General features: G+C 66.6%; 14 protein-coding genes and 1 riboswitch (1 of these 15 cut by a window edge). Of the genes, 10 read left to right on the forward strand and 4 right to left on the reverse strand.

The window, feature by feature from the left end:
- Positions 1-828, reverse strand: the 5' portion of a protein-coding gene (locus DM450_RS25965; protein ID WP_185928817.1) for a hypothetical protein. It extends 324 nt beyond the left edge of the window; 828 of the gene's 1,152 nt are visible here — the first part of the coding sequence; it begins with the start codon at positions 826-828; its stop codon lies off the left edge, out of view.
- Between the two features lie 354 nt (positions 829-1,182).
- On the opposite strand from DM450_RS25965, the gene DM450_RS22550 reads away from it, so the two are divergent.
- The 7 genes from DM450_RS22550 (at position 1,183) to DM450_RS22580 (ending at position 11,768) form a co-directional block, all read left to right on the forward strand.
- Positions 1,183-1,941: a prephenate dehydrogenase/arogenate dehydrogenase family protein gene (locus DM450_RS22550; RefSeq protein WP_185928818.1), complete on the forward strand. Its 759-nt coding sequence runs from the start codon at positions 1,183-1,185 to the stop codon at positions 1,939-1,941.
- Between the two features lie 113 nt (positions 1,942-2,054).
- Positions 2,055-4,334, forward strand: a complete 2,280-nt coding sequence (locus DM450_RS22555; RefSeq protein WP_142639299.1) for an FdhF/YdeP family oxidoreductase — start codon at positions 2,055-2,057, stop codon at positions 4,332-4,334.
- A 99-nt stretch (positions 4,335-4,433) separates the two neighbouring features.
- The gene (locus DM450_RS22560; RefSeq protein ID WP_142639301.1) at positions 4,434-5,822 is read left to right on the forward strand and encodes an SWIM zinc finger family protein; all 1,389 of its coding nucleotides are present in this window, start codon (positions 4,434-4,436) and stop codon (positions 5,820-5,822) included.
- Positions 5,815-7,275 (forward strand): DUF5691 domain-containing protein, encoded by a 1,461-nt coding sequence (locus DM450_RS22565; RefSeq protein WP_142639303.1) that lies wholly within the window; start codon positions 5,815-5,817, stop codon positions 7,273-7,275. The genes DM450_RS22560 and DM450_RS22565 overlap by 8 nt, the downstream gene beginning before the upstream one ends.
- The gene (locus tag DM450_RS22570; protein WP_142639305.1) at positions 7,275-8,354 is read left to right on the forward strand and encodes an ATP-binding protein; all 1,080 of its coding nucleotides are present in this window, start codon (positions 7,275-7,277) and stop codon (positions 8,352-8,354) included. The genes DM450_RS22565 and DM450_RS22570 overlap by 1 nt, the downstream gene beginning before the upstream one ends.
- 4 nt (positions 8,355-8,358) lie before the next feature.
- Positions 8,359-10,596: a DUF5682 family protein gene (locus DM450_RS22575; RefSeq protein WP_142639307.1), complete on the forward strand. Its 2,238-nt coding sequence runs from the start codon at positions 8,359-8,361 to the stop codon at positions 10,594-10,596.
- The gene (locus DM450_RS22580; RefSeq protein ID WP_142639309.1) at positions 10,593-11,768 is read left to right on the forward strand and encodes a VWA domain-containing protein; all 1,176 of its coding nucleotides are present in this window, start codon (positions 10,593-10,595) and stop codon (positions 11,766-11,768) included. Before DM450_RS22575 ends, DM450_RS22580 begins: the two co-directional genes overlap by 4 nt.
- A gap of 40 nt (positions 11,769-11,808) precedes the next feature.
- On the opposite strand, the gene DM450_RS22585 is transcribed toward DM450_RS22580, so the two are convergent.
- The 3 genes from DM450_RS22585 to DM450_RS22595 form a co-directional block, all read right to left on the reverse strand.
- Positions 11,809-13,833 carry a TonB-dependent receptor gene (locus DM450_RS22585; RefSeq protein WP_142639311.1) on the reverse strand — a complete coding sequence of 675 codons (2,025 nt, stop codon included), beginning with the start codon at positions 13,831-13,833 and terminating at the stop codon, positions 11,809-11,811.
- Positions 13,834-14,007: 174 nt separating this feature from the next.
- Positions 14,008-14,250, reverse strand: a riboswitch (cobalamin riboswitch).
- Positions 14,251-14,299: 49 nt separating this feature from the next.
- Positions 14,300-15,664, reverse strand: coding sequence for a HAMP domain-containing sensor histidine kinase (locus DM450_RS22590; RefSeq protein ID WP_142639312.1), 1,365 nt, complete (start codon positions 15,662-15,664; stop codon positions 14,300-14,302).
- Complete coding sequence (locus DM450_RS22595) at positions 15,661-16,338, reverse strand: response regulator transcription factor (RefSeq protein WP_142639314.1); 678 nt, start codon at positions 16,336-16,338, stop codon at positions 15,661-15,663. Before DM450_RS22595 ends, DM450_RS22590 begins: the two co-directional genes overlap by 4 nt.
- A gap of 118 nt (positions 16,339-16,456) precedes the next feature.
- On the opposite strand from DM450_RS22595, the gene DM450_RS22600 reads away from it, so the two are divergent.
- The 3 genes from DM450_RS22600 to DM450_RS22610 all read left to right on the forward strand — a co-directional run bounded on the left by DM450_RS22600 (position 16,457) and on the right by DM450_RS22610 (position 20,971).
- The gene (locus DM450_RS22600; RefSeq protein WP_142639316.1) at positions 16,457-17,713 is read left to right on the forward strand and encodes a glycosyl transferase; all 1,257 of its coding nucleotides are present in this window, start codon (positions 16,457-16,459) and stop codon (positions 17,711-17,713) included.
- Positions 17,714-18,644: 931 nt separating this feature from the next.
- Positions 18,645-19,787: an AAA family ATPase gene (locus DM450_RS22605; protein ID WP_242526629.1), complete on the forward strand. Its 1,143-nt coding sequence runs from the start codon at positions 18,645-18,647 to the stop codon at positions 19,785-19,787.
- Positions 19,788-19,900: 113 nt separating this feature from the next.
- Positions 19,901-20,971, forward strand: coding sequence for a ParB/RepB/Spo0J family partition protein (locus DM450_RS22610; RefSeq protein ID WP_142639320.1), 1,071 nt, complete (start codon positions 19,901-19,903; stop codon positions 20,969-20,971).
- Positions 20,972-20,982: the final 11 nt, after the last annotated feature.

A 20,982-nucleotide genomic window follows, 5' to 3' on the forward strand; every position in this document is an offset into this window, starting at 1 on the left:
CCGCGCGGCGGCGTAATCGATGCGGGTGCCGAAATCGAACATGCCGCCATAGAAGCTGTCGTCGCCCATGGTGGCGCCGCCCTGGTCGAGCGTCCACTTCGTGCTGCCGGCCTTGTAGTCGACCTTGTCGTGGTCATCCGCCTTGTGGCGGTCGATGTACTTGGCACCGATCGCGAAGGTGGAACCGTCGCCGATGGCGATGGGGTGGGTGTAGTCGATCCGGCCTTGCCAGAGCTGCTCGTAAGCATGACGCTGCTCGAAATTGTACTTGCTGAATGCAAAGGACGAAGGCCTGGCGAACAACGCGGCGTCGCCTGCGACCATCGTGTAGGGATCGGTCGACCCGTCGTAATCGATCGCCGTCTTGCCCTTCGCCCCCGTGAAAGTGAACTCGCTGCGGACCGGGTCGTCCTTGGTCGCGCGGGTCCAGCCGCCCGACAGTTCGAGCTTGCCGCCCGCCACATCGTCGAACTCGCGGCCGAGCGTGACCGACCTGGTATTGTCGTCCTCCTCGCGGTGGCGGACGAGGGTCGTAGCGGTGCACATCAGTCCGCTTGCGTCGCCGGTCACCGCAAGGCGGTTCTGGTCGGGCAGCTTGCCCACGTCGTTGGCCTGAAGCGTCTCGACGGCGTTCAAGGCCTCGCGCTTTTCGGTCAGGGCCTTGCGCTGGGCAGCAAGATCGCCGGTCACGACGATCGTGTTTGCCGTATCGGCATCCGGCGCAGCGGCGTCCTCGGCCAAGGCCGGTGCGGCCGAGCCAGCCATGGCGGCCACGGCCAGCGAAACCAGAGAGACACGGCGAAGCAATGGAGCGCGCGGCAGCGACATGGGCGATGTGTTCCCTGAGCTCGGTTAGGCGAGCGGCCACTGCTCAGGGCCCATGACAGCTCGGTGACAAGGCCGCCGCATTGACATTCCCGCGACAATCCTGACAGTTTTGTGATGATTTAATGATGAAGGTTGGATCAGTAAACCGCATGGTGCGAGTGGCGGCATTGACTCCGTTTCCCGCCCGGCCTAGCCATGCAGCCATGACACAGACGTTTCTCACCGCGAGCAACTATTACCGCCGCTGACCCAGCGGTGAGTGTCTTATTGTTCTCAACCGCTGCGTAGCCAGCGGTTGAACATCCTCCTTACTCGACCATGGTTACGCAGCCTTTCTTCAAAAGGCTCGAACTCGTGGAAATCCGTAAATCCGCTTCGCAAGTCTCACTCGGGATCATCGGTCTCGGCGCTTTCGGCCGGCTCATGGCGGAGCACCTGGCGCCGCATTTGACTGTCCTTGCCCACGATCCGCATCCGCCGGAAATCGTTCCCGCAGGCGTGACGATGGTCCCCTTGCGCGAGGCATGCCGATGCGATCTCGTGGTGATCGCGGTTCCGCTCGCCGCTCTGGCGCACGTGTGCCGGGAAATGGCGCCCCTGCTTATGCCCGGAACGCTGGTCGTGGATGTCTGCTCCACCAAGGTGGAGGCGAGCGCCGCGATGCGGGCCGAACTGCCGCCATACGTGGACCTCGTCGCCAGCCATCCGATGTTCGGTCCGCAAAGCATCCTTGCCGGAACGCGCGGGCTGAAGCTGGTGCTCTGCCCGCTGCGCGGACGACGTGCGGGCCGCCTTGCCGCTTTCCTGCGCAAGCACTTCGGCCTGAAGATCCTGATCGCCACCCCCGACGAACACGACCGCGAGGCCGCCTTCACGCAGGGTCTCACCCACCTCATCGCCCATGCCCTGCTGCGCATGGACGAATTGCCGGGCCGCATCACCACCCGCAGTTTCGATCTGCTGAAGCAGGCCGTGGACATGGTCCGCCACGATGCCCCCGGCGTGCGGCAGGCGATCGAGAGCAATCCTTATGCTGCGCACGCACGCGGCCTGTTCCTTGCGGAGCTGGACGCCATCCGCGGCGAACTCGGCGGCGGCCCGGCATGCAAATAATGCGCCTGCGCTGACCGGAAACAATCTGGCGAAATCATATGGGGAGAGGCACAATCATCGCGCCGCTGCGTTTCCCCGTGGCTGGCAAAGCCGGAAGCCGAAAGAACAGACCCATGACCGATCGCAGCCCCCAGGACGTCCAAGCCGCCCAAGCCGCCATCGATGCAACGCCGGTGGAAGGCGTTGCCGACTATTCCGGCCCGGCAGGCGGCTGGGGTGCGCTGGGCGCGGTGGCGCGCGCCGTGCGCGAGCAGATGAAGACCAGCACGCACACGCGCGCCCTGCTCGAGATGAACCAGCCGGACGGGTTCGACTGCCCCGGCTGCGCCTGGCCCGATCCCAAGCACACCTCTTCGTTCGAATTCTGCGAGAACGGCGCCAAGGCGGTGACCTGGGAAGCGACCGTCAAGCGGGTCGATCCCGACTTCTTCGCCCGCCACACCGTATCCGAACTCTGGACCTGGAGCGACCACCGGCTCGAGGACGCCGGGCGCCTCACCCATCCGCTACGCTACGATGCCGCGACCGACCACTTCGTGCCGGTGACCTGGGACGAAGCCTTCCGCCATGCCGGCGCCGCGCTGCAGGCGCTGGAGCATGCCGACGAGGCGGAGTTCTACTGTTCGGGCCGCGCCTCCAACGAATCCGCATTCCTCTACCAGCTCTTCGCGCGCGAGTTCGGGACCAACAATTTCCCCGACTGCTCGAACATGTGCCACGAGGCGACCAGCGTCGGCCTGCCCCAGTCGATCGGCGTCGGCAAGGGCACCGTCACGCTCGACGATTTCGACCATGCCGACGCGATCTTCTGCATCGGCCACAATCCCGGCACCAACCACCCGCGCATGCTCTCGACACTGGCCGCTGCCTCCAGGCGCGGCGTGCCGATCGTCGTTGCCAACCCGATGCGGGAACGCGGACTGGAACGCTTCAAGTCACCGCAGCATCCCGGTGAAATGCTGCGCCCCGGCGGCGCCACGCCGCTCGCTTCGGCCTACCATCAGGTGAAGATCGGCGGCGACCTTGCCATGCTGAAAGGCATGATGAAACGGGTGATCGATGCCGGCGCCCTCGACCATGCCTTCATCGCCCAGCATACCGAAGGTTTCGAGGCACTGCGTGCCGATCTCGACGCGACATCGTGGGAATGGATCGAGGCCTCCTCGGGCCTGTCACGCGATGCCATCGAGGCGATGGCCGAAGTCTACATCAAGGCCGAGCGGGTGATCGTATGCTACGGCATGGGCATCACCCAGCACCGCCACGGTACCCAGAACGTGCAGGCCATCGCCAACCTGCTGCTGCTGCGCGGCAACTTCGGCAAGCAAGGCGCGGGCATCTGCCCGCTGCGCGGCCACAGCAACGTGCAGGGAGACCGGACCGTCGGTATTACCGAGATCCCCGCCGAAGCCATGCTGCAACGGCTCGATGCAGCATTCGGCATCGCCAGCCCGCGCAAGCACGGGCACAATGCCGTCGAGGCGCTGCAGGCCATGGCCGAGGGGCGCTCCAAGGCTCTCATCTCGCTCGGCGGCAATCTTGCCGTGGCCATGCCCGATCCGGAAACCTGCTTTGCCGCGGTGCGCCGGCTCGACCTTTCGGTCAGCATCCTCACCAAGTTCAACCGCACCTGCCTGCTCACGGCCAAGGAAACGCTGGTATTGCCCTGCCTCGGCCGCACCGAGCTGGACCTCCAGAACGGCCGCCCGCAATGGGTGACGGTGGAAGACAGCATGTCGATGGTCCACGCCTCGCGCGGGAAGCTGTCTTCGCCGGGCCCGGAAGTGCGTTCGGAACCGGCCATCGTCGCCGGACTCGCCAAGGCGGCAATGCCCACGAGCAAAGTGGACTGGGACAGCCTCGTCGCCGACTACGACCGCATTCGCGACAAGATCGAACAGGTTTACCCCGACTTTCATAACTTCAACGCCCGGGTCCGCGTGCCGGGCGGCTTCCGCCTCACCATCGCGCCGGACAAGCGCGTCTGGAACACGCCCAGCGGCAAGGCGCAGTTCTTTGCCCACCCCCACGTCGACGAGCGCGGCGATGCCAGGCTCCTGCTCACCACGATCCGCAGCCACGACCAGTACAACACGACGATCTACACGCTCGACGACCGTTATCGCGGCGTCACCGGGCGGCGCGACGTGATCTTCGCGAACGAGGTGGACCTCTCGCAAATGGGCCTCGCCCACGGCGACGTGGTCGATGTGGAAGCCGCTGGCGGCGCGGTGCTGCGGGGCTTCACGGTGATCGCCCACGCCATCGCGCGCGGCTCGCTGGCGGCCTATTATCCGGAAGCCAATTGCCTGGTGCCGCTGGGCGATCACGACCCGGTCAGCGGCACGCCAGCCTACAAGTCGATCCCGGTCACCTTGCGCGCGGCCGCCTAGGGCGGGTTATCCTCCATGGGAACCGCATGCTTCCGGTTTGTCATTGAGGTTTGATTTTCCGGCGATATGCTGTCCTCTCATGAGGGGACGGGGCGTTTCGTGACGATCGACTTGCGCGCGGTGGAACAGCTTGCCGCCGACCAATCCTCGCTCAAGGCCGCAGCGGGACTGACCAGGCCCGCCAAGTGGTCCGGCATCGGCATCAGCGCCGATGACACGCTGATCTGGGGCGAATGTGCAGGCTCCGGCGCCAATCCCTACCGCGTGATGGCGGACCTGCGCGACCTCGGCAACAAGTGCACCTGCCCCTCGCGCAAGTTCCCCTGCAAGCATGTGCTCGCGCTGCTGTGGATCCGGGCCGAGGCGATCCTGCCGTTTCCAGCGGCCGACACGCCGGAGTGGGTGAGCGACTGGCTCGGCCGCAGGCGCACGGGAGGCGCAGCCAGGCCCGCTGCCGCGCCCGGCGCGCCCAGGGACCTTTCTGTCGCACGCACCGCCGAACCCGAAGCCGCAGCTAGCCAAGACCCCAAGGCAGCGGCCCGCCGCGAAGCCGCATCGGCCAAACGCGCGCAAGATACCGAGCGCGCCGCTCTCGAGGCGATGGACGCGCTCGAACAGTGGATCGGCGACCAGTTGCGCATGGGCCTTGCCTCTTTCATCGACGAGGCGACCACGCGCTGCCGCCGCATCGCCGCCCGGCTGGTAGACGGCAAGGCGGCGGCCCTGGCCGGACGGGTCGACGAATTGCCCGCCCGGCTGCTGGCGCTACCAGCCGGAGACCGTGCACGCGGCGCTGTTGTCGAACTGGGCAAACTGGTCACGCTGGCCCGCGCCTTTCGTGCCGCCCCCCGCGATCCGGCCATCCTGCGCGCGGTGACCACTGCCGAAAGCCGCGAGACGCTGCTGGCCGCGCCCGATCCGCTCATCATGTCCGGCTCCTGGGAAGTGCTGGCCGAACATGTCCGCACCCGCCGCGACGGGCTCGTTTCGCAAACCTGCTGGCTGCTCGATCTGAACCGCGAGAGCGCAAGCCCCCGGTTTGCGATGCTGCAGGACTTCTTCCCGGCCAGCGCCGGACGGCGCGCTTCCGCCTTCACGCCCGGCGAGCGTTTCCTGGCCGACCTGCTGTTCTACCCCTCCTCTGCCCCCTTGCGGGCACTGCTGATCCAGCGCCGCTCCGGCGAAACCGAGAGCACATGGCCGCAAGCGGAAGCCGAGCCCATTACGGCGCTTGCCACGGCCTTGCGCCATGAGCCCTGGGCGCTGGACGTACCGATGCTGCTGCCGCCGGGCCGCCTTGCGCTCGACGCATCGGGCGCAGGCTGGTGGCAATCGGCCGACGCCGCCGTCACGCTGCCGCTGGCGGAAGAACCCATCCGCCTCGCCCTTGGCACCGATCTTCTTGGCGCTGCGGCGCTGTGGTCGGGCAATCGCCTGAGGCTGCTGGCCGCGCAGACCGCGTGGGGGCGGATCGACGGCCATGCCTGACCCCGCGCCCGAGACCATCCTCGACACCCTCGGCGCGGTCCTGCCGCGCTGGACCATGGGCACCGCCGCCGCGCCGCAGGCACAAGTCTGGCGGGCTGTGCTGGGCGACGATCCCGCAGAAGCGGAACTGCGATTGCTGGCAATGGCCGGGCAGTTCCTGGCGACATGTGTGGTAGCCCAGCCGCCCTCCCCGCTTCAGGTGCTGCCCGACGTGCCCCCGCTCACCTTGCCCGTGGTGCCCGAGAGGATCCGCCCGCTTGTCCGTCGCACCCTCGCGGCCACCCGGGAAGCGCGCCCTCGCACCGAACTCCTCCAGTTCCTCGCGCAGCGCGGCTGGAGCGTACACCCCGCCGACTGGATGCCGACCGCCAGCGACGAGGATGCGCCCGATGTCTACGCCCCCTGGCGCGACTGGGCGGATCGGAGCGCTGGCGCTTCTTCGGGCCATGCACAGGCAAGCGATCCGCTGACGGCTGAAAACTGGGACCATTTCCGGCCCGCTGCGCGCAAGGTGGCATTCACCGTGCTGCGTCAGCACGATCCGGATGGCGCCCGGGCGCTGCTGGAAGCGAAACTCGCCGCCCTCGGCGCGGACGAGCGGCTACGCCTTGTGGGCGTACTGGCCAACAGGCTCTCGCAGGCCGACGCGGAACTGCTCGGCCAGCTGGCGACCGGCGACCGGGCGCCCAAGGTCAAGACCATGTCCGCCATGTTGCACGCACGGCTGGGGCACGGCAGCGGCGCAGGCAGCGAAGATGCGGAAGAGCTTTGCGCATTCTTCGAGTTTCGCACCAAGGGCCTGCTGCGCCGCACGCGGGTGCTGGGTGCTTGCCCGATCAAGACCCCCGCGCAGGCCGCGCGGCGCCGGCAGCTTTTCGATATGGTCGACCTTGCCGCCTTCGCAGCAGCGCTGGGCCTTGGCGCCGATGACCTGCCCGCGCTCTGGCAATGGGGCGAAAGCCCCGATGCCGATGTCGGTCTTGTGGCGATGGTCGCCCGGTCGGGTTCGGACGGTGCCGTCGAAGCGGTCGCGCAAGTTCTGGCGGCCGCCATGTCCGGCATGGCGCCACTGGCCGCCGAACTGCGCCCTCGCCTCGGAACCGCCGGGCAAGCCGCCCTCGCCCGCGCCGCACTGGCGGCGGGCGAGACATTCACGGGCGTGCTTTCCCTCGCCGGAGGCTCGGGCATGAACGACAACGTCATCGTCTCCCCCGCAGGCAAGGCGCTGCTCGCGGCCCTCTCCGCCAACGACACACAAACGGCGCGCGGTACTGCTGTGGTGACCGGCGAACTTGTTGCGCTCGGCCTCATCGCCTCGCGCCGGGCCGCCGTGGATGCGCTCGAGAGAATTGGCCGAAACGGCATGGCCGCAGCCGATCCCCGCCTCGACATGCTGCGGCTCAATGCTGCGCTCGACCATTCGCCCGCCGTGGCAAGCAAGGAAGACCTGTGATGACCGAGAAGCTCAGGCTGCCCGCCGAACTGAGCCATGCCGCCGAACTGGCCGCCCTGGCCGCCGGCGATACCGGACACCGCCCGCCGGGCTGGGTGCTTTCCCCCAGGCTGGTGGTCACCTACCTGATGGGCGGCCATGCCGCCGACGGCACCGTGATCTTGCCCAAATACGTCGGCGACCGCCGCCTGATCGAAGCGGCGGTCGCCACGCTGGCGACCGACCGCGCGCTGCTGCTGCTGGGCGTGCCGGGCACGGCAAAATCGTGGGTCTCGGAACATCTCGCCGCCGCGATCACTGGCGATTCCACGATGGTCATCCAGTGCACCGCCGGAACCGACGAAAATCAGGTCCGCTACGGCTGGAACTATGCCCGCCTGCTGGCCGAAGGCCCCAGCCGCGAGGCCCTGGTGCCCACCCCGCTGATGCGCGCGATGGAAGGCGGCAAGCTCTGCCGGCTCGAGGAACTGACCCGCATGGGCAGCGACGTGCAGGACACGCTGATCACCGTGCTCTCCGAAAAGATGATGCCGATCCCCGAACTCAACGAATCGGTCTACGCCCGGCGCGGGTTCAACGTGATCGCCACGGCCAACAACCGCGACAAGGGCGTGAACGAGCTGTCCTCCGCGCTCAAGCGACGCTTCAATGTCGTTGTCCTGCCGCTGCCGGACAGTGCCGAGGAAGAAGTCGCGATCGTCGTGCGCCGGGTGGAGGAGATGGCCCACAATCTCGACCTGCCCGCCCCGCGCAACGTCGCCGAGGAAGTGGCCCGGGTCGTCTCGATCTTCCGCGAACTGCGCGCGGGCACGACCGAGGACGGCAAGGTCGCGCTCAAGTCCCCCTCGGGCGGACTATCCACCGCCGAAGCGATCGCCGTGGTGGTCGGCGGCATCAGCCAGGCAACGTTCTTCAACGACGGCAGGCTGACCCCCGAAACGCTGGCCGCAAACGTGATCGGCGCGGTCGTGAAGGACCCGGTGCAGGACAAGGCGGTGCTCGGCGAATACCTCGAAACCGTCCTGAAGAAGCGGCACGGCTTCGAAGGCTACTATGCCTCGCTGACCGACCTGATCTGACGCCATGTCCGCCCCGGTTTCCCTCTTCGGCATTCGTCACCACGGCCCGGGCTCCGCTCGCCGGCTGGTGGAGGCGCTGGACGCGCTCCAGCCGGTCGCCGTGCTGATCGAGGGCCCGGCGGACGCCTCGCACCTGCTGCCGCTGCTCGCCGATCCGGCGATGGAGACCCCGATCGCGCTGCTCACGTGGGCGGAAGAGAACCCGGCAAACGCGAGCTTCTTCCCGTTCACGGACTATTCGCCGGAGTATCAGGCCGCGCGCTGGGCGGTGCAGCATGGCGCAATGCTGCGCTTCATCGACCTGCCCGCCTCCGACCACCTCGGCGCCCACCACGACGACGCCGAAGAGCACGGCGGAGCGCAGGCTGACGATGCGGTCAGCCGCGATCCCATCGGCACGCTGGCCGCTGCCGCCGGTTATGCCGACGGCGAATCCTGGTGGGCCGACGTCATCGAGGAAAACCCCGATCCCGGCCCGATCTTCGCCGCGGTAGCCGATGCCATGAGCGCACTGCGCAGCGAAGGACCGCCGCTCTCCATGCGCGAAGCCGCGCGCGAGGCCCACATGCGCCTCGAAATCGGCCGTGCCGCCAAGGAATGCGACGGGCCGGTCGCGGTTGTCTGCGGTGCCTGGCACGTGCCCGCGCTTGCAGCAAAACATGCAGCAAAATCCGATCGCGAGATTCTGAAGGGCCGCCCGAAAGCCAAAGTCCGGGCCACCTGGGCGCCCTGGACCGCCCCTCGTCTCGCCCGGGCGAGCGGCTACGGTGCCGGCGTCGTTGCCCCGGGCTGGTGCGCGCATGTCTGGGCAGCGCACGAAGGCCCCGACCGCGCCGCCAGCTGGCTGACCAAAGCGGCGCACGCGCTGCGCGAACGCGGCCATTTCGTCTCGACCGCAGGCGTGATCGAGGCGCAGCGCCTCGGCGTCGCGCTGGCCGCCTTGCGCGGCCGCCCCGCCCCCGGCTTCGAGGAACTGCGCGAAGTGGCCATCGCCTGCCTGTGCGGCGGCGAGGCGGCGTTGTGGAACGAGATTTCCGCCGAACTGCTGATCGGCGCGCAAGTCGGCGCGATCCCGCCCGGCATTCCGCTCGCCCCGCTGCTCGAAGACCTCCAGCGCCAGCAGAAGACAACCCGCCTCAAGCCCGAGGCACTGGAACGCGCGCTGACGCTCGACTTGCGCAGCGAAAGCGGCCTCGCCCGCTCCACCCTGCTGCACCGCCTGCTCGCCCTCGACGTGCCATGGGGCAAGCTGGCCGATGCCGGGCGCAGCAGGGGCACCTTCCGCGAAAACTGGGTACTCTCGTGGCAGGGGGAATTCGCGGTTCGACTGGTCGAGAATCTCATCCATGGCTCCACCATCGCCCAGGCCGCCGCCGGGCGTTTGATGGAGGCGATGCGCACCGAGTCCGACCTCGGCAGGCTGGCCGCGCTGGTGCGCACGGCGATGACCGCCGATCTTGCCGCTGCCGCCGAATTCGGCACCGCAGCGCTCGAAACCCGTGCCGCGCTCACCAGCGATTGCGCAGCCCTGCTTGCAGCCTTGCCGCCGATGGCCGACATCGTGCGCTACGGCGAGGCCCGCGCCGGTACCGTGGCGCATCTGGCCGCGCTGATGCCGCGCATCGTCGTCGAGGCCGCGCTGGCCCTTCCCCATGCCGCGCGCAATCTCGACGGCGATGCTGCGGATACCTTGCGCAAGGCCGTTGTCGCCGCCGACAGCGCCATCGAACTGGCGCAGTTGGACAAAACCGTGGTCGCGACCTGGCAAAGCGCCCTGCGCGCCTTGCTGCACGACAATCACGCCACCCGTATCGTCTCCGGCACCGCCGCGCGGCTGCTCTATGCCGCCGAATACCTCGCCGCCGAGGAAGCCGCGACCTTGCTCGCCCGCATGCTCTCGCCCGGAACGCCGGTGACCGAGGCCGCCGGGTTCTTCGAGGGGTTCTTCGAAGGCGCCGGCCAGCGGCTGATCCACGACCGCGCACTTCGCGCCGCGGTGGACGACTGGCTGCTCTCGCTGGACGAAGACGCCTTCACATCCAGCCTGCCGCTGTTCCGACGGGTCTTTTCCGTGCTGGACCACAGCGAACGCCGCCGGCTGATGGACGCGCTGTTCGACCGCTCCCCCGGCGGCGTAGGCGGCGGCGGAGCGGGGTATCGCCTGGTGCCGGGCGCTGCGGCGCTGTGGCCCATGCAGGAGAAGCGCATTCTCGAACTTCTGGCTGCAGGAGCACCCCGATGAGCGAAGCGGAACGCAGCCGCCGCTGGACGCTGGCGCTCGGCATCGATCCCGAGAGCGGCCCCGATCCGCTGTCTCCATCGGATCGGCGCATGTCCGATGCACTCGGCGCGCTCTATGGCGGTGCCGCGGATGCGCCGAAGAAAGGGCGCGGCGGTCTTGGCGGATCGGCGCCGAGCGTGGCGAAATGGCTGGGCGACATTCGTGCGTTCTTCCCCGCCCCGGTCGTGCAGGTGATCCAGAAGGACGCGTTCGAACGCAAGGGCCTGCGCCAGATGTTGCTCGAACCCGAGTTTCTGGCGACCGTCGAGGCCGACGTGAATCTCGTGGCCGACCTGGTTTCGCTCCGCTCGGTCATGCCGGAACAGACCCGCGAAACCGCGCGCGAGGTGATCGGCAAAGTGGTGGCCGAACTGATGGCGAGACTGGAGGCCCGCACGGCAGAGGCCATTCGCGGCGCGCTCGACCGGTCGCGACGCACCCACCGTCCGCGCTTTGCCGATATCGACTGGCCGCGCACGATCCGCGCCAACTTGCGCCATTACCAGAGCGAACAACGCACGGTGGTGCCGGAGCGCCTTGTCGGCTTCATGCGCCAGCAGCGCCGCATCGTCGATCTCGACGAAGTCGTGCTCTGTGTCGACCAGTCCGGCTCGATGGCGAGTTCGGTGGTCTATGCCTCGATCTTCGCGGCGGTCATGGCCTCGCTGCCGGTGGTGGCGACAAAGCTGGTCTGCTTCGACACCGCCATCGTCGACCTCACGGAAGAGCTTGCCGATCCGGTGGAAGTGCTGTTCGGCGTCCAGCTTGGCGGCGGCACCGACATCAACCGCGCCGTCGCCTATTGCGCCGACCGGATCGAGCGCCCCGCCAAGTCGCACCTCGTGCTGATCACCGATCTCTACGAAGGCGGCGATGCCGATGCCCTGGTCGACCGGCTGGCAGCCCTTTCCCGGCTCGGCGTCAACGTGATCGTGCTGCTGGCGCTGACCGACACCGGCCGTCCGGCCCACGATCCGGCGCTCTCGGCCCGCGTCGCCGCGCTCGACATCCCGGTCTTTGCCTGCACGCCCGACCAGTTCCCCGATCTGATGGCGGCCGCCTTGCGGCGCGAGGATATCGCCCAGTGGGCCGCCACACAGGACATCAAGACGATCCGTCCGGACGTGGGCTGAGCAAGCCCCCCGCAAACGCCGCTTGCGGGGAGCCCGTGGCTCAGAACGTGTAGCGCGCGCCGATCTTGAACGTGCGCGGTTCGATCACGCGGCTGAGGCGGCCTTCGACCGGGCCGTCCGCATCGAAGGCGGGGATGTAGGATTCGTAATAGTAAGCAATGTCCTTGTCCCGGCTGTCGAGGATGTTGAGGACCTCGCCGTAGATCTCGACCTTGCGGCCCTTCCACGCCGCACGGGCGTTGAACACGGTGCTGCCGTGATCGCGCACGCTGTTGTCCTCGACCAGCGGATATGGCCCGAGATGACGCACGCGCAGGCTCACCTCCCATGGGTCGAGGACGATGGCCGCACCCGCCGACGCCGCATTCTCGAAGGCGTTCGGAATACGGTCGCCGTTGTCGTAGCGCGAGTGGTTGGCAATATAGTTGCCATCGAGCGCAAGCCACGGCAGCGGCCGCCAGAACGCGACCATTTCGTAACCATGGCGCCTGCTCGCCCCGGTCGGCTCGACCGCGTTGGAATCGCCGACGAAGCGCAGTTCGCTATCCACATCCAGCCACCAGTACGTACCCGTCAGCGAGAACGTGCCGGACTGGAAACGCGCGCCCAGTTCCTTGCCGGTGCCGCGCACCAGCACGGGCACCGGGGTATCGACATTGACCGCGCCGCGCACATCGTTCGAGTGAAATCCCCGCCCCCAGTTGGCATAGAGTTCCAGCTGCGGCGCGATCACGTACGCTGCCGAGAATTTCGGCGAAACGATGGAATCGTGCCCCTTGCCCGCGCCGAGCGCGACTGCGGCTGCGTCCCGTGCGCGCACCGAATAGTAGTAATAGTCGCCGCGCAAACCGCCCGTCAGGCGCAGGCCCGGCAGCGGTTTCCACGTCGCCTCGCCATAGAGCGCGCCGGACAGTTCCTCCACCTGGTAGCGCCCCAGCGAATAGAGCACCTGCCGGGCCGTAGTGCGGTTCACGCCAACGTTGCCGATATGGTCATAGCGGTTCTCGGTGCCGACCGAGAATTCGAGGGTGCCCGCCAATTGCCACTGCTTGCTGGCGGCAAGCCCGGTCACCCAGCGTCTGTCGTACTGGTCGATCTGCGCGCTGGTGCCGTCCGCCTCCGCATAAGTCGGGTTCGAATACATGGCCCAGTCGTAATACTGGGCATAGACGTTCGCGCTCCAGGTCGGCTGCGAGACCCGGACATTGCCGATCAGCCGCGTGCTCCGGCCCCGCGCGGTCGGATCGGGCGAACAGAACACATCACCGCAAATATCCGAACCGATGATGCGTTCGGGAATCTGCTCGGTCGGCCGCCATGTCGCCTGATAGGCATGGAACGAGACCTGAAACTTACCCTCGCCCAGCCCCCGCAGGTACTTCGCGAAGCCTGCGTAGTGTCGCAAATGCTCGTCATTTTCCCACGGGCCGTCGTAGCGCCTGGCCTGGCCGACCAGCGTCAGGTCGCCGCCGCCAAGGCCCTTGATCGTACCGCCCGCGGCAAGGCGGGCGGAGTTGAAGGAGCCCGCCTCGGCCGAAAGCCACGGACGGTCGAACCTGTCGATAGTGGTCATGGAGGCAGCACCGGCCAGCGCAAAGTCGCCACCATCTGCGCGGTAGGGACCTTTGCGGAAATCCTCGCGCGCGACGATCTCCGGGATCAGGCCATTGAGGTCGAGATAGCCCTGCCCGTGCCCATGGCTGCGCAAGTTCATCTGCACGCCATCGATATAAGTCGTGAAATCGGTGCCGTGATCGAGGTTGAAACCGCGCAGGAAATACTGGTTCGCCTTGCCGCTCCCCGAATGCTGCGCAGCAACCATGCCCGGTACCGCCTCCAGCAGTTCCGCCACGCGCAGCAATGGGCGAACCAGCAGATCCGACCCGCCCACGCTGCCTTCGCTGGCGGCATGGGCCGTGCCGATCTTTGCCTCGCCGCGTCCGAAGACGACGATTTCCGTCGCGGCTTCAGCATCCCCATCCGCAACATCCCCGGCCAACGCCGGTACTGGGCACAGCACGCACAGCGCCGCGCTCGCGCCAAGCGCGATTCTACCGAAATTCATCTCATTTCCCCCGGCGCCTGCGACTGGAGGCGGAGACGTGCCGTCGACGACGGTCAGCGCGCGTCGACGGCCGGACGCCCGGGGCGACCACGACACGAACCGATGCGGCCTCCACCGCTCGTTCGTCGCTCAGACGGAAAAATCACCGGGCCTCGGCCATCCCCTGGACCAAAGCGAGAGCGACCATACGCCGGCAGGTCTCCTGGCTCGCGGGTCATCGCTTGATGCATGGCCTTCCCAGGCCTCGCAGGAGTTAGCGTCCGGCCCAGTGGCTGCGGCGGGCGTCCTTGCCCCGCCGCGCTATGCATCGCGCTCTCCGCTTACAGTTGCAGGGACAGCCCCGGATTCAAGGGGTAACCCCTCTCACCGCGTTCCCTATTAAGCCTCTCTCGAGGCACCGGCGCGATCTAGCCCGTTTTCCTCGATACGAAGAAATCGGACGGCGCTGGCTAACCGAGACACCGCTTCAGTGCAAGCGCGGCGGCACGATCAGCAGCGCCCTCAGGCCAGGCCGGTTATCCTCCAGCCGGAACCGCGCGCCATGCACCTGGGCGATGGCCGCGACCATGCTGAGTCCAAGCCCTTCACCGGCACGGCCTGCCGTATCCTCGCCGCGCAAGAACGGCTCGGTCACGCGTGCGGCCTCCTCCCGCGAAAGACCGGGGCCGTTGTCGGCGATGCCGATGTGCAGCCCGCCCTCCCCGCTCGCAAAGGCCTCGATGCGGCCGCCGCCGGGCACATATTTGAGGGCATTGTCGAGCAGGTTGCTGAGCGCCTGGAACATGAGGTCGAGGTCCAGGTCAGCCACCAGCGGACGCTGCGCGTCAAGCACCAGTTCGATGCCGCGAGCATCGGCTTCGGGTTGGTAGAATTCGACAAGGTCCTCCAGCAGGTTGACGATATCGCAGCGCTGGATGTGCAGCGGATGCCGCCCGCCCTCCAACCGCGAGATGCGCAGCAAAGCTGCAAAAATCCGCTGGAGCCGGTTCACCTCGGCGATCGCGTTGTCGATCTCCTCGCGCGCGGGCGTGCCTTCCGGCTCCAGGTGTTCAAGGGCCTCCAAGCGGGTCAGCAACCGCGCCAGCGGTGTGCGGAATTCATGCGCGACATTCTCCGAAACCCGCCGCGCGGTGCCGAACAGGGCTTCGATGCGCGAGAGCATGAGATTGATCGTTTCGTTGAGGCGATCGAAATCGTCGCTGGTTCCACGCACCGGCACCCGCTCGGACAGATCGCCATCCATGACCTGCCGCGCGGTCCGGGCCAGCGTCTCGATCCGCTGGCCGATCGCCCGGCTCATCAGCCAGCCGCCGGCAAGACCAAGCACCAGGGTCACGCAGACGATCCACAAGGCCGCCGTGCGCAGCAATTCGTCTTCCCGCAGGATTTCCTCGACATCGCGCCCCACCAGCAGCCGGGTGCCGTCTGCGAAGGTGCGATCGCGCACCAGCGCGGTGTAATCGTCCTCGAAACCATCAAGGAACGTATCCGCCTCGATCAGGGTCATATGGCTGGACGGGCGCCGCGGCCAACTGGGCAAATTGGCCGAAACGATCTCGCCGTCCGGCGCGATCAGCGCGTGGAAGGACTTGCGCACCCCGGCGGACCGCATGCGCCGCTCCAGCGCAAGACGCGTCGCGTCGATACCCTCGTTCTGCAGGACCCTGGCCATCTCGTCCGCCTCGCGGTCGACTTCGCTTTCGATCTCCTGCATCGGCCAGGCGACCCAGACCCGGTAGCCGATGGCCGCAACCAGCGCGACCGAGACGCACAGCAAGACGGCATAGAACAGCGCCAGCCGGAACGACAGCGACCGGAACAGACGGCTCATTCGACGCGCATCACGTAGCCGACGCCGCGCACGGTGTGGATGACCTGCGCTTCGTCGCCTGTGGTGAGCTTCTGGCGCAGCTTGCTGATGTGCTGGTCGATGATGTTGGTCTGCGGATCGAAATCGTAGTTCCAGACGTTTTCGAGCAACATCGAGCGGGTGACGACGCGCCCGGCATTGCGGGCGAGATAAGCCACGATCCTGAGTTCCCTAAGGGTCAGCGGAATGCGCCGCGCCCCGCGCGAGACGACGTGGGAAACGAGGTCGATCTCGACATCGCCGACCCGCAGTTGCTCGGCCGGTTCCGCCGGGGCGCTGCCGCGCCGGCCCAGGCTCTCGAGCCGGGCGAGCAGTTCGGACATCGCAAAAGGCTTGGCCATGTAATCATCGCCGCCCGCACGCAGGCCCCGCACCCGCTCGTCGACATCGCCCAGTGCGCTCAGCAGCAGCACCGGCGTCGCATCGTCGGTCGCGCGCAAGGCGCCAAGCAGCTTGAGCCCGTCGAGCCCCGGCAGCATACGGTCGAGCACGATCACATCGAAACGCTCGCACGTCGCGCGGACCAGCCCGTCGCGGCCATTGTCGCAATGCTCGACCAGATGACCCGCGGCGCGCAGGCCGCTGGCGATGTGGCCGGCAAGGCGTTCGTCGTCTTCGACCAGCAGGACTTGCATCGGTGCTGCGCAAACCTTCCGTGTTGATGCGACCGGCCCCCGAAACTGGACCCGATCATGGGCAAAATCAAATGTTCGCCCCATCGGGCCGATATGCGCCCATGGCATCGCACCGCCCATGTCGCAATCGGTCGCCAACATGCCCGCCGGACAAGCCGGCTCGTTCTCGCCTTCCCCCGCCCATTCGAGCGGCAGCGATGCCGCCACACCGGTCCACGTGGTGGCCATCGGCGGCATCCACCAGTTTGCGCACATCGTCCCGGTCGCCTGCGAGATCGAGCGCCGCCAGCCGGGATCGGTCACCCTCTTCGTGCTTTCGCACAAGGACGCTGCGGCCGCAGCCACGGTGATCCGCGGAAACGGACTGGCCATGCCAGCGATCACGATAATGACGATACCGCTTGCGCTGCGACCGCTGGCCAAGGCCGGGCTCGGCAAGATCCTCGCACTGGCGACCTGGAGCGGCCATCTCGCGCGCGCGCGCGTCCTGCTCTGCGCCGAGCGGACCTCGACGATCCTGCGCCGCCTGCGCCCGGATTGCCCCCCCATCGTACACATTCCCCACGGTGCGGGCGACCGCGCGGTCGGCTTCGAGCCGCGCTTCAAGCTGTTCGACCAGGTACTGGTGGCCGGAAACAAGGACCGCGACCGGCTGATCGCCAGCGGCCTCGTCGCGCCCGAGGATTGCCTCGTCGCCGGACCGATCAAGCTGGCGGCGATCCTGGAGCGCGGCATCGCCCGCCCGCCGCTGTTCGACAACGCGCGGCCGACGATCCTGTTCAACCCGCACTTCTCGAAAAAGCACAGTTCGCTCGATAGCTTCGGACGCCAACTGGCCGAAGCGGTGCGCAAGGACGGGCGCTACAACCTCGTCATCGCCCCGCACGCCCGCATGGCAAAGTCGTGGAGCAAGCGCCGCCGGCTGAGCTGGCAAGCGCTGGCCGAAACCGGCCGGATCATCGTCGACCTTGGCTCACCGCGCTGCAACGACATGACCTATACGCTGGGTGCCGACCTCTATGTCGGCGACGTCAGCAGCCAGGTCTACGAGTTCCTGATCCGCCCGCGCCCCTGCCTTTTTGTCGATGCCAAGGGTATCGATTGGCAGGGCAGCGAGGACTACGCCATGTGGCATTTCGGCGAAGTGGTCGCGCCCGATTGCGCGCCCATTGCGGCCATCGACCGTGCCTTTGCGCAGCATGGTGCCTATGTTGCGTGGCAAAGGCAGCGCATGGCCTATTCCATCGCCGGCATGACCTGGGCGCCTGACGGTACCCCCCTCCTCGAAGGCACCGCCCCGGCGGCACGTGCCGCCGATGCCGTGATGCGCTGGGCCGCACTACCGCAGGAAGACGCCCTGCGCACCGCGGCCTGAGGCTCAACATCAAGATCCGGACAAGCGGGATTTGCTGAAGCACCGGCATGGGCTCGGGTCCGGCCGCCGTGTGAGCCGTCCGCTTTCCGCCCGCACCCGAAACAGGCGGCCATTGGGATGTAACACCCGGACTGGCCCTGATGGGTGCGATAGGCGTCTCCATTGCGGGCGACGACTTGACGCTGATCAACGGTGGAGGTTCCCCGAATGCACTGTGGACGCCCGTGCCCGCCACGCCCTTGTGCCCTTGCACAAGGGCGTGGCGGGCACGGGCGTCCACGGCACCATGCGCGGTTGCGATGCGATCCGCGCGCTCGGCATCAAAGTTCGCAACGGCACATTCGGCGGTGACTTGCATGAAGTGCTGCGCCCGGGGAGGCAAAGGGCGGCGGAAATTCCCGGAAACCGGGGGATACGCCCGTATCCCCGGGGAAACATCGAGCCCGGGAAAGCGGGCAGGCAGGTCATGAAAGCCTTTACCTCGGTACTCGGCAGCCGCATCCGTTGCTCTACAATGCGATCGTACCCGGCGAAATGAAGACCCAACAGCCCTTGTGGATCCTGCATATTCGCCGCGAGTGAATCATGCTGAAATAGCGGGATGGCGGCAGCAACACATGACGTAGAACGCGGTCGATCCCAGTGAATCACCCGCCCCTGTTCCTCCCGTCGTACCGCCGGAATGGCGGCAGATTCGCCCGGTAAAGGTGGCCGAAATCCCACAAGGTCCTTCGCGTCAAACGCGCTTTGCACTAGATATTGCGTCTCACGCGGTCATGTAGGCACCATAAGCAGGAATTGCTCGTGTCCCATTGCTCAATTGAATGAAATTGAATATTCTGTCCGCAAAAGTGCTTCAATGGAGTCCCGCGTGGCTGAATCGAATGCCGTAATTTCGCAGATCGGAGATCTTGCAGAAGCCGGCGAAAAAATGATCGAGCGGCTGCGGCGCAAAGCCTTTCTGCCAGAAAGCCGCAAGGGCCTCAACGTGCGTACCGGCATTGCCGAAGCCGCACAATTGCTCGGTTGTTCGACCAATCGCATCCGCATGGCCGAAGAAGACGGCCGCCTGCCCCCTCCCCCGGCCGGCGAAAATGGCCGCCGTCTTGGCTATTCGATCGAGGACATGCTGCACATGCGCGAAGTGCTTGGCGCTTCGCCAGCGCGCGCTCCGCTCGATGTGCCGGCAATGATCGCGGTTCAGAACTTCAAGGGCGGCGTCGGCAAGTCCACCGTCACCACGCATCTTGCCCACTTCTTCGCGGTGCATGGCTACAAGGTACTGGTTGTCGACTGCGACAGCCAGGCCACCACAACCACGCTGTTCGGCTTCAATCCGCACTTCAACATCACCCGCGAAGAGACCCTTTACCCTTATCTTTCAATCGATCCGACCCAGGCGGACCTGCTCTACGCGGTCAAGCGTACGCCCTGGCCTAACGTCGACCTGATCCCGTCGAACCTCGAACTGTTCGACGTCGAATACGAACTGGCTGCGGCCGGTTCGGACGGCCAATCGGTGCTCGCCGCCCGTTTCCGCAAGCTCAAAAAGGGTCTGACCGACCTTGCGCGAGACTACGACGTGGTGATTCTCGATCCGCCGCCGGCGCTGGGGACCATCAGCCTGGCCGTGATGCAGGCCGCCAATGCCCTGCTGGTGCCGCTGGCCGCAACCACGCCGGACTTCTGCTCGACCGTGCAGTTCCTCTCGATGATGGATCAGGTACTCGACCAGCTCACCGGTGTCGGCATCGAGGTCGACTATTCGTTCGTGCGGCTGATCTGCTCGAAGTTCGACGGCAACGATCCCAGCCATGAAATGGTCCGCACCATCATGGAGCAGACTTTCGGCCCCGCCCTCCTGCCGGTGCCGATTCTCGAAAGTGCCGAAATCAGCCACGCAGCGCTGCGCATGATGACGGTCTACGAGCTGGAAAAGCCGATCGGCACGCCGCGAACGCACAAGCGCTGCCGTGCCAACCTGGACGAAGCGCTGGGCCAAATCGAACAACTGGTCCGCGCCGGTTGGGGACGCAGCCAGAAAGTCGACGAGGACATGCTCGTCAATGGCTGACCTGAGCCCTTTCTCCTTCGACAGCGCGGCCTTGTGGCATCGCGCAGTTCCCTGTTTGTTCTCCACGAAAATCTCTGCCCGTCGAGTGGCAGAGTGTCGCTCGAGGTAAGCTCATGGCCCGCAAGCAATCCGATTATCTCGCCGCACTGCTCTCGGACGACGAAATAACGGCCGATCTCACGCCCAAGAATGAGGCAGAGTCCACCGCTCCCCCTCCAGTCGCGCCTACAAGGGCGGAAAGATCGCGTGGTACAACGCTGCTCGGACGTGAAAGCGCCCTCGCCCGCGTCGCCAGCGGTGAGGTACGCCAGGTCACGCAGCTGCTGCTCGACCCCGCGCGTGTCCGTATCTGGACCGGCAATGCCCGCAGCTATGTCCACCTGACCGAAGAATCCTGCCGCGAACTGATCGATTCCATTATCGCGGAAGGGGGCCAGAAGGTTCCTGCGGTGGTGCGCCGCATCGAGGGCGACCCGGAGCACGACTTCGAGGTCATCGCCGGAACACGCAGGCACTGGTCGATTTCATGGCTGCGCCAGCATTCCTACCCGGACATGCAGTTCGTGGCGCAAGTGGTCCAGCTCGACGACGAAGCGGCTTTCCGGCTCGCCGATCTGGAGAACCGTGCCCGCAAGGACGTGTCCGACCTTGAGCGCGCGCGCAACTATGCGGCCGCACTCAAGGAACATTACGGCAATCACATGACCCGCATGGCCGAACGCCTCAAGCTCTCCAAGGGCTGGCTGTCGAAAATGCTGAAGGTCGCCGCAATCCCGGACAATGTGCTGGAGGCCTTTGCGTCACCTGCCGATGTCCAGCTCAAGCCGGCCTATCCGCTCGCCCAGGCGCTCGACGATACCAGCAAGGCACCTGCAATCCGCAAGGAGGCACAGCGTCTGGCCAAGGAGCAGATGGCCCGGCGCAATGGCAATCGCCCGGCAGTTGCCGCCGCGGACGTAATAAAGGCCCTTCTCGCGGCCAACGATACCGATCGAGCGCGCCAGGATACGATGGCGGTCTTCTCACGGCACGGTCGTCAGATGGCTTCGGTCCAGTCGAGCAACCGCCAGGGCGTGACCATGCGGCTTCACGCCGGCTCCGGCGCCACCCGCGAGGAAATCCTCGAGGCGGTTCGCGAATTGCTAGGTCAGCTTGACGAGGACGGCCGCGGCTTGCGATCGTGATGCCGCAACCT

Source organism: Sphingomonas sp. IC081 (assembly GCF_006874585.1).
Taxonomy (GTDB): domain Bacteria; phylum Pseudomonadota; class Alphaproteobacteria; order Sphingomonadales; family Sphingomonadaceae; genus Novosphingobium.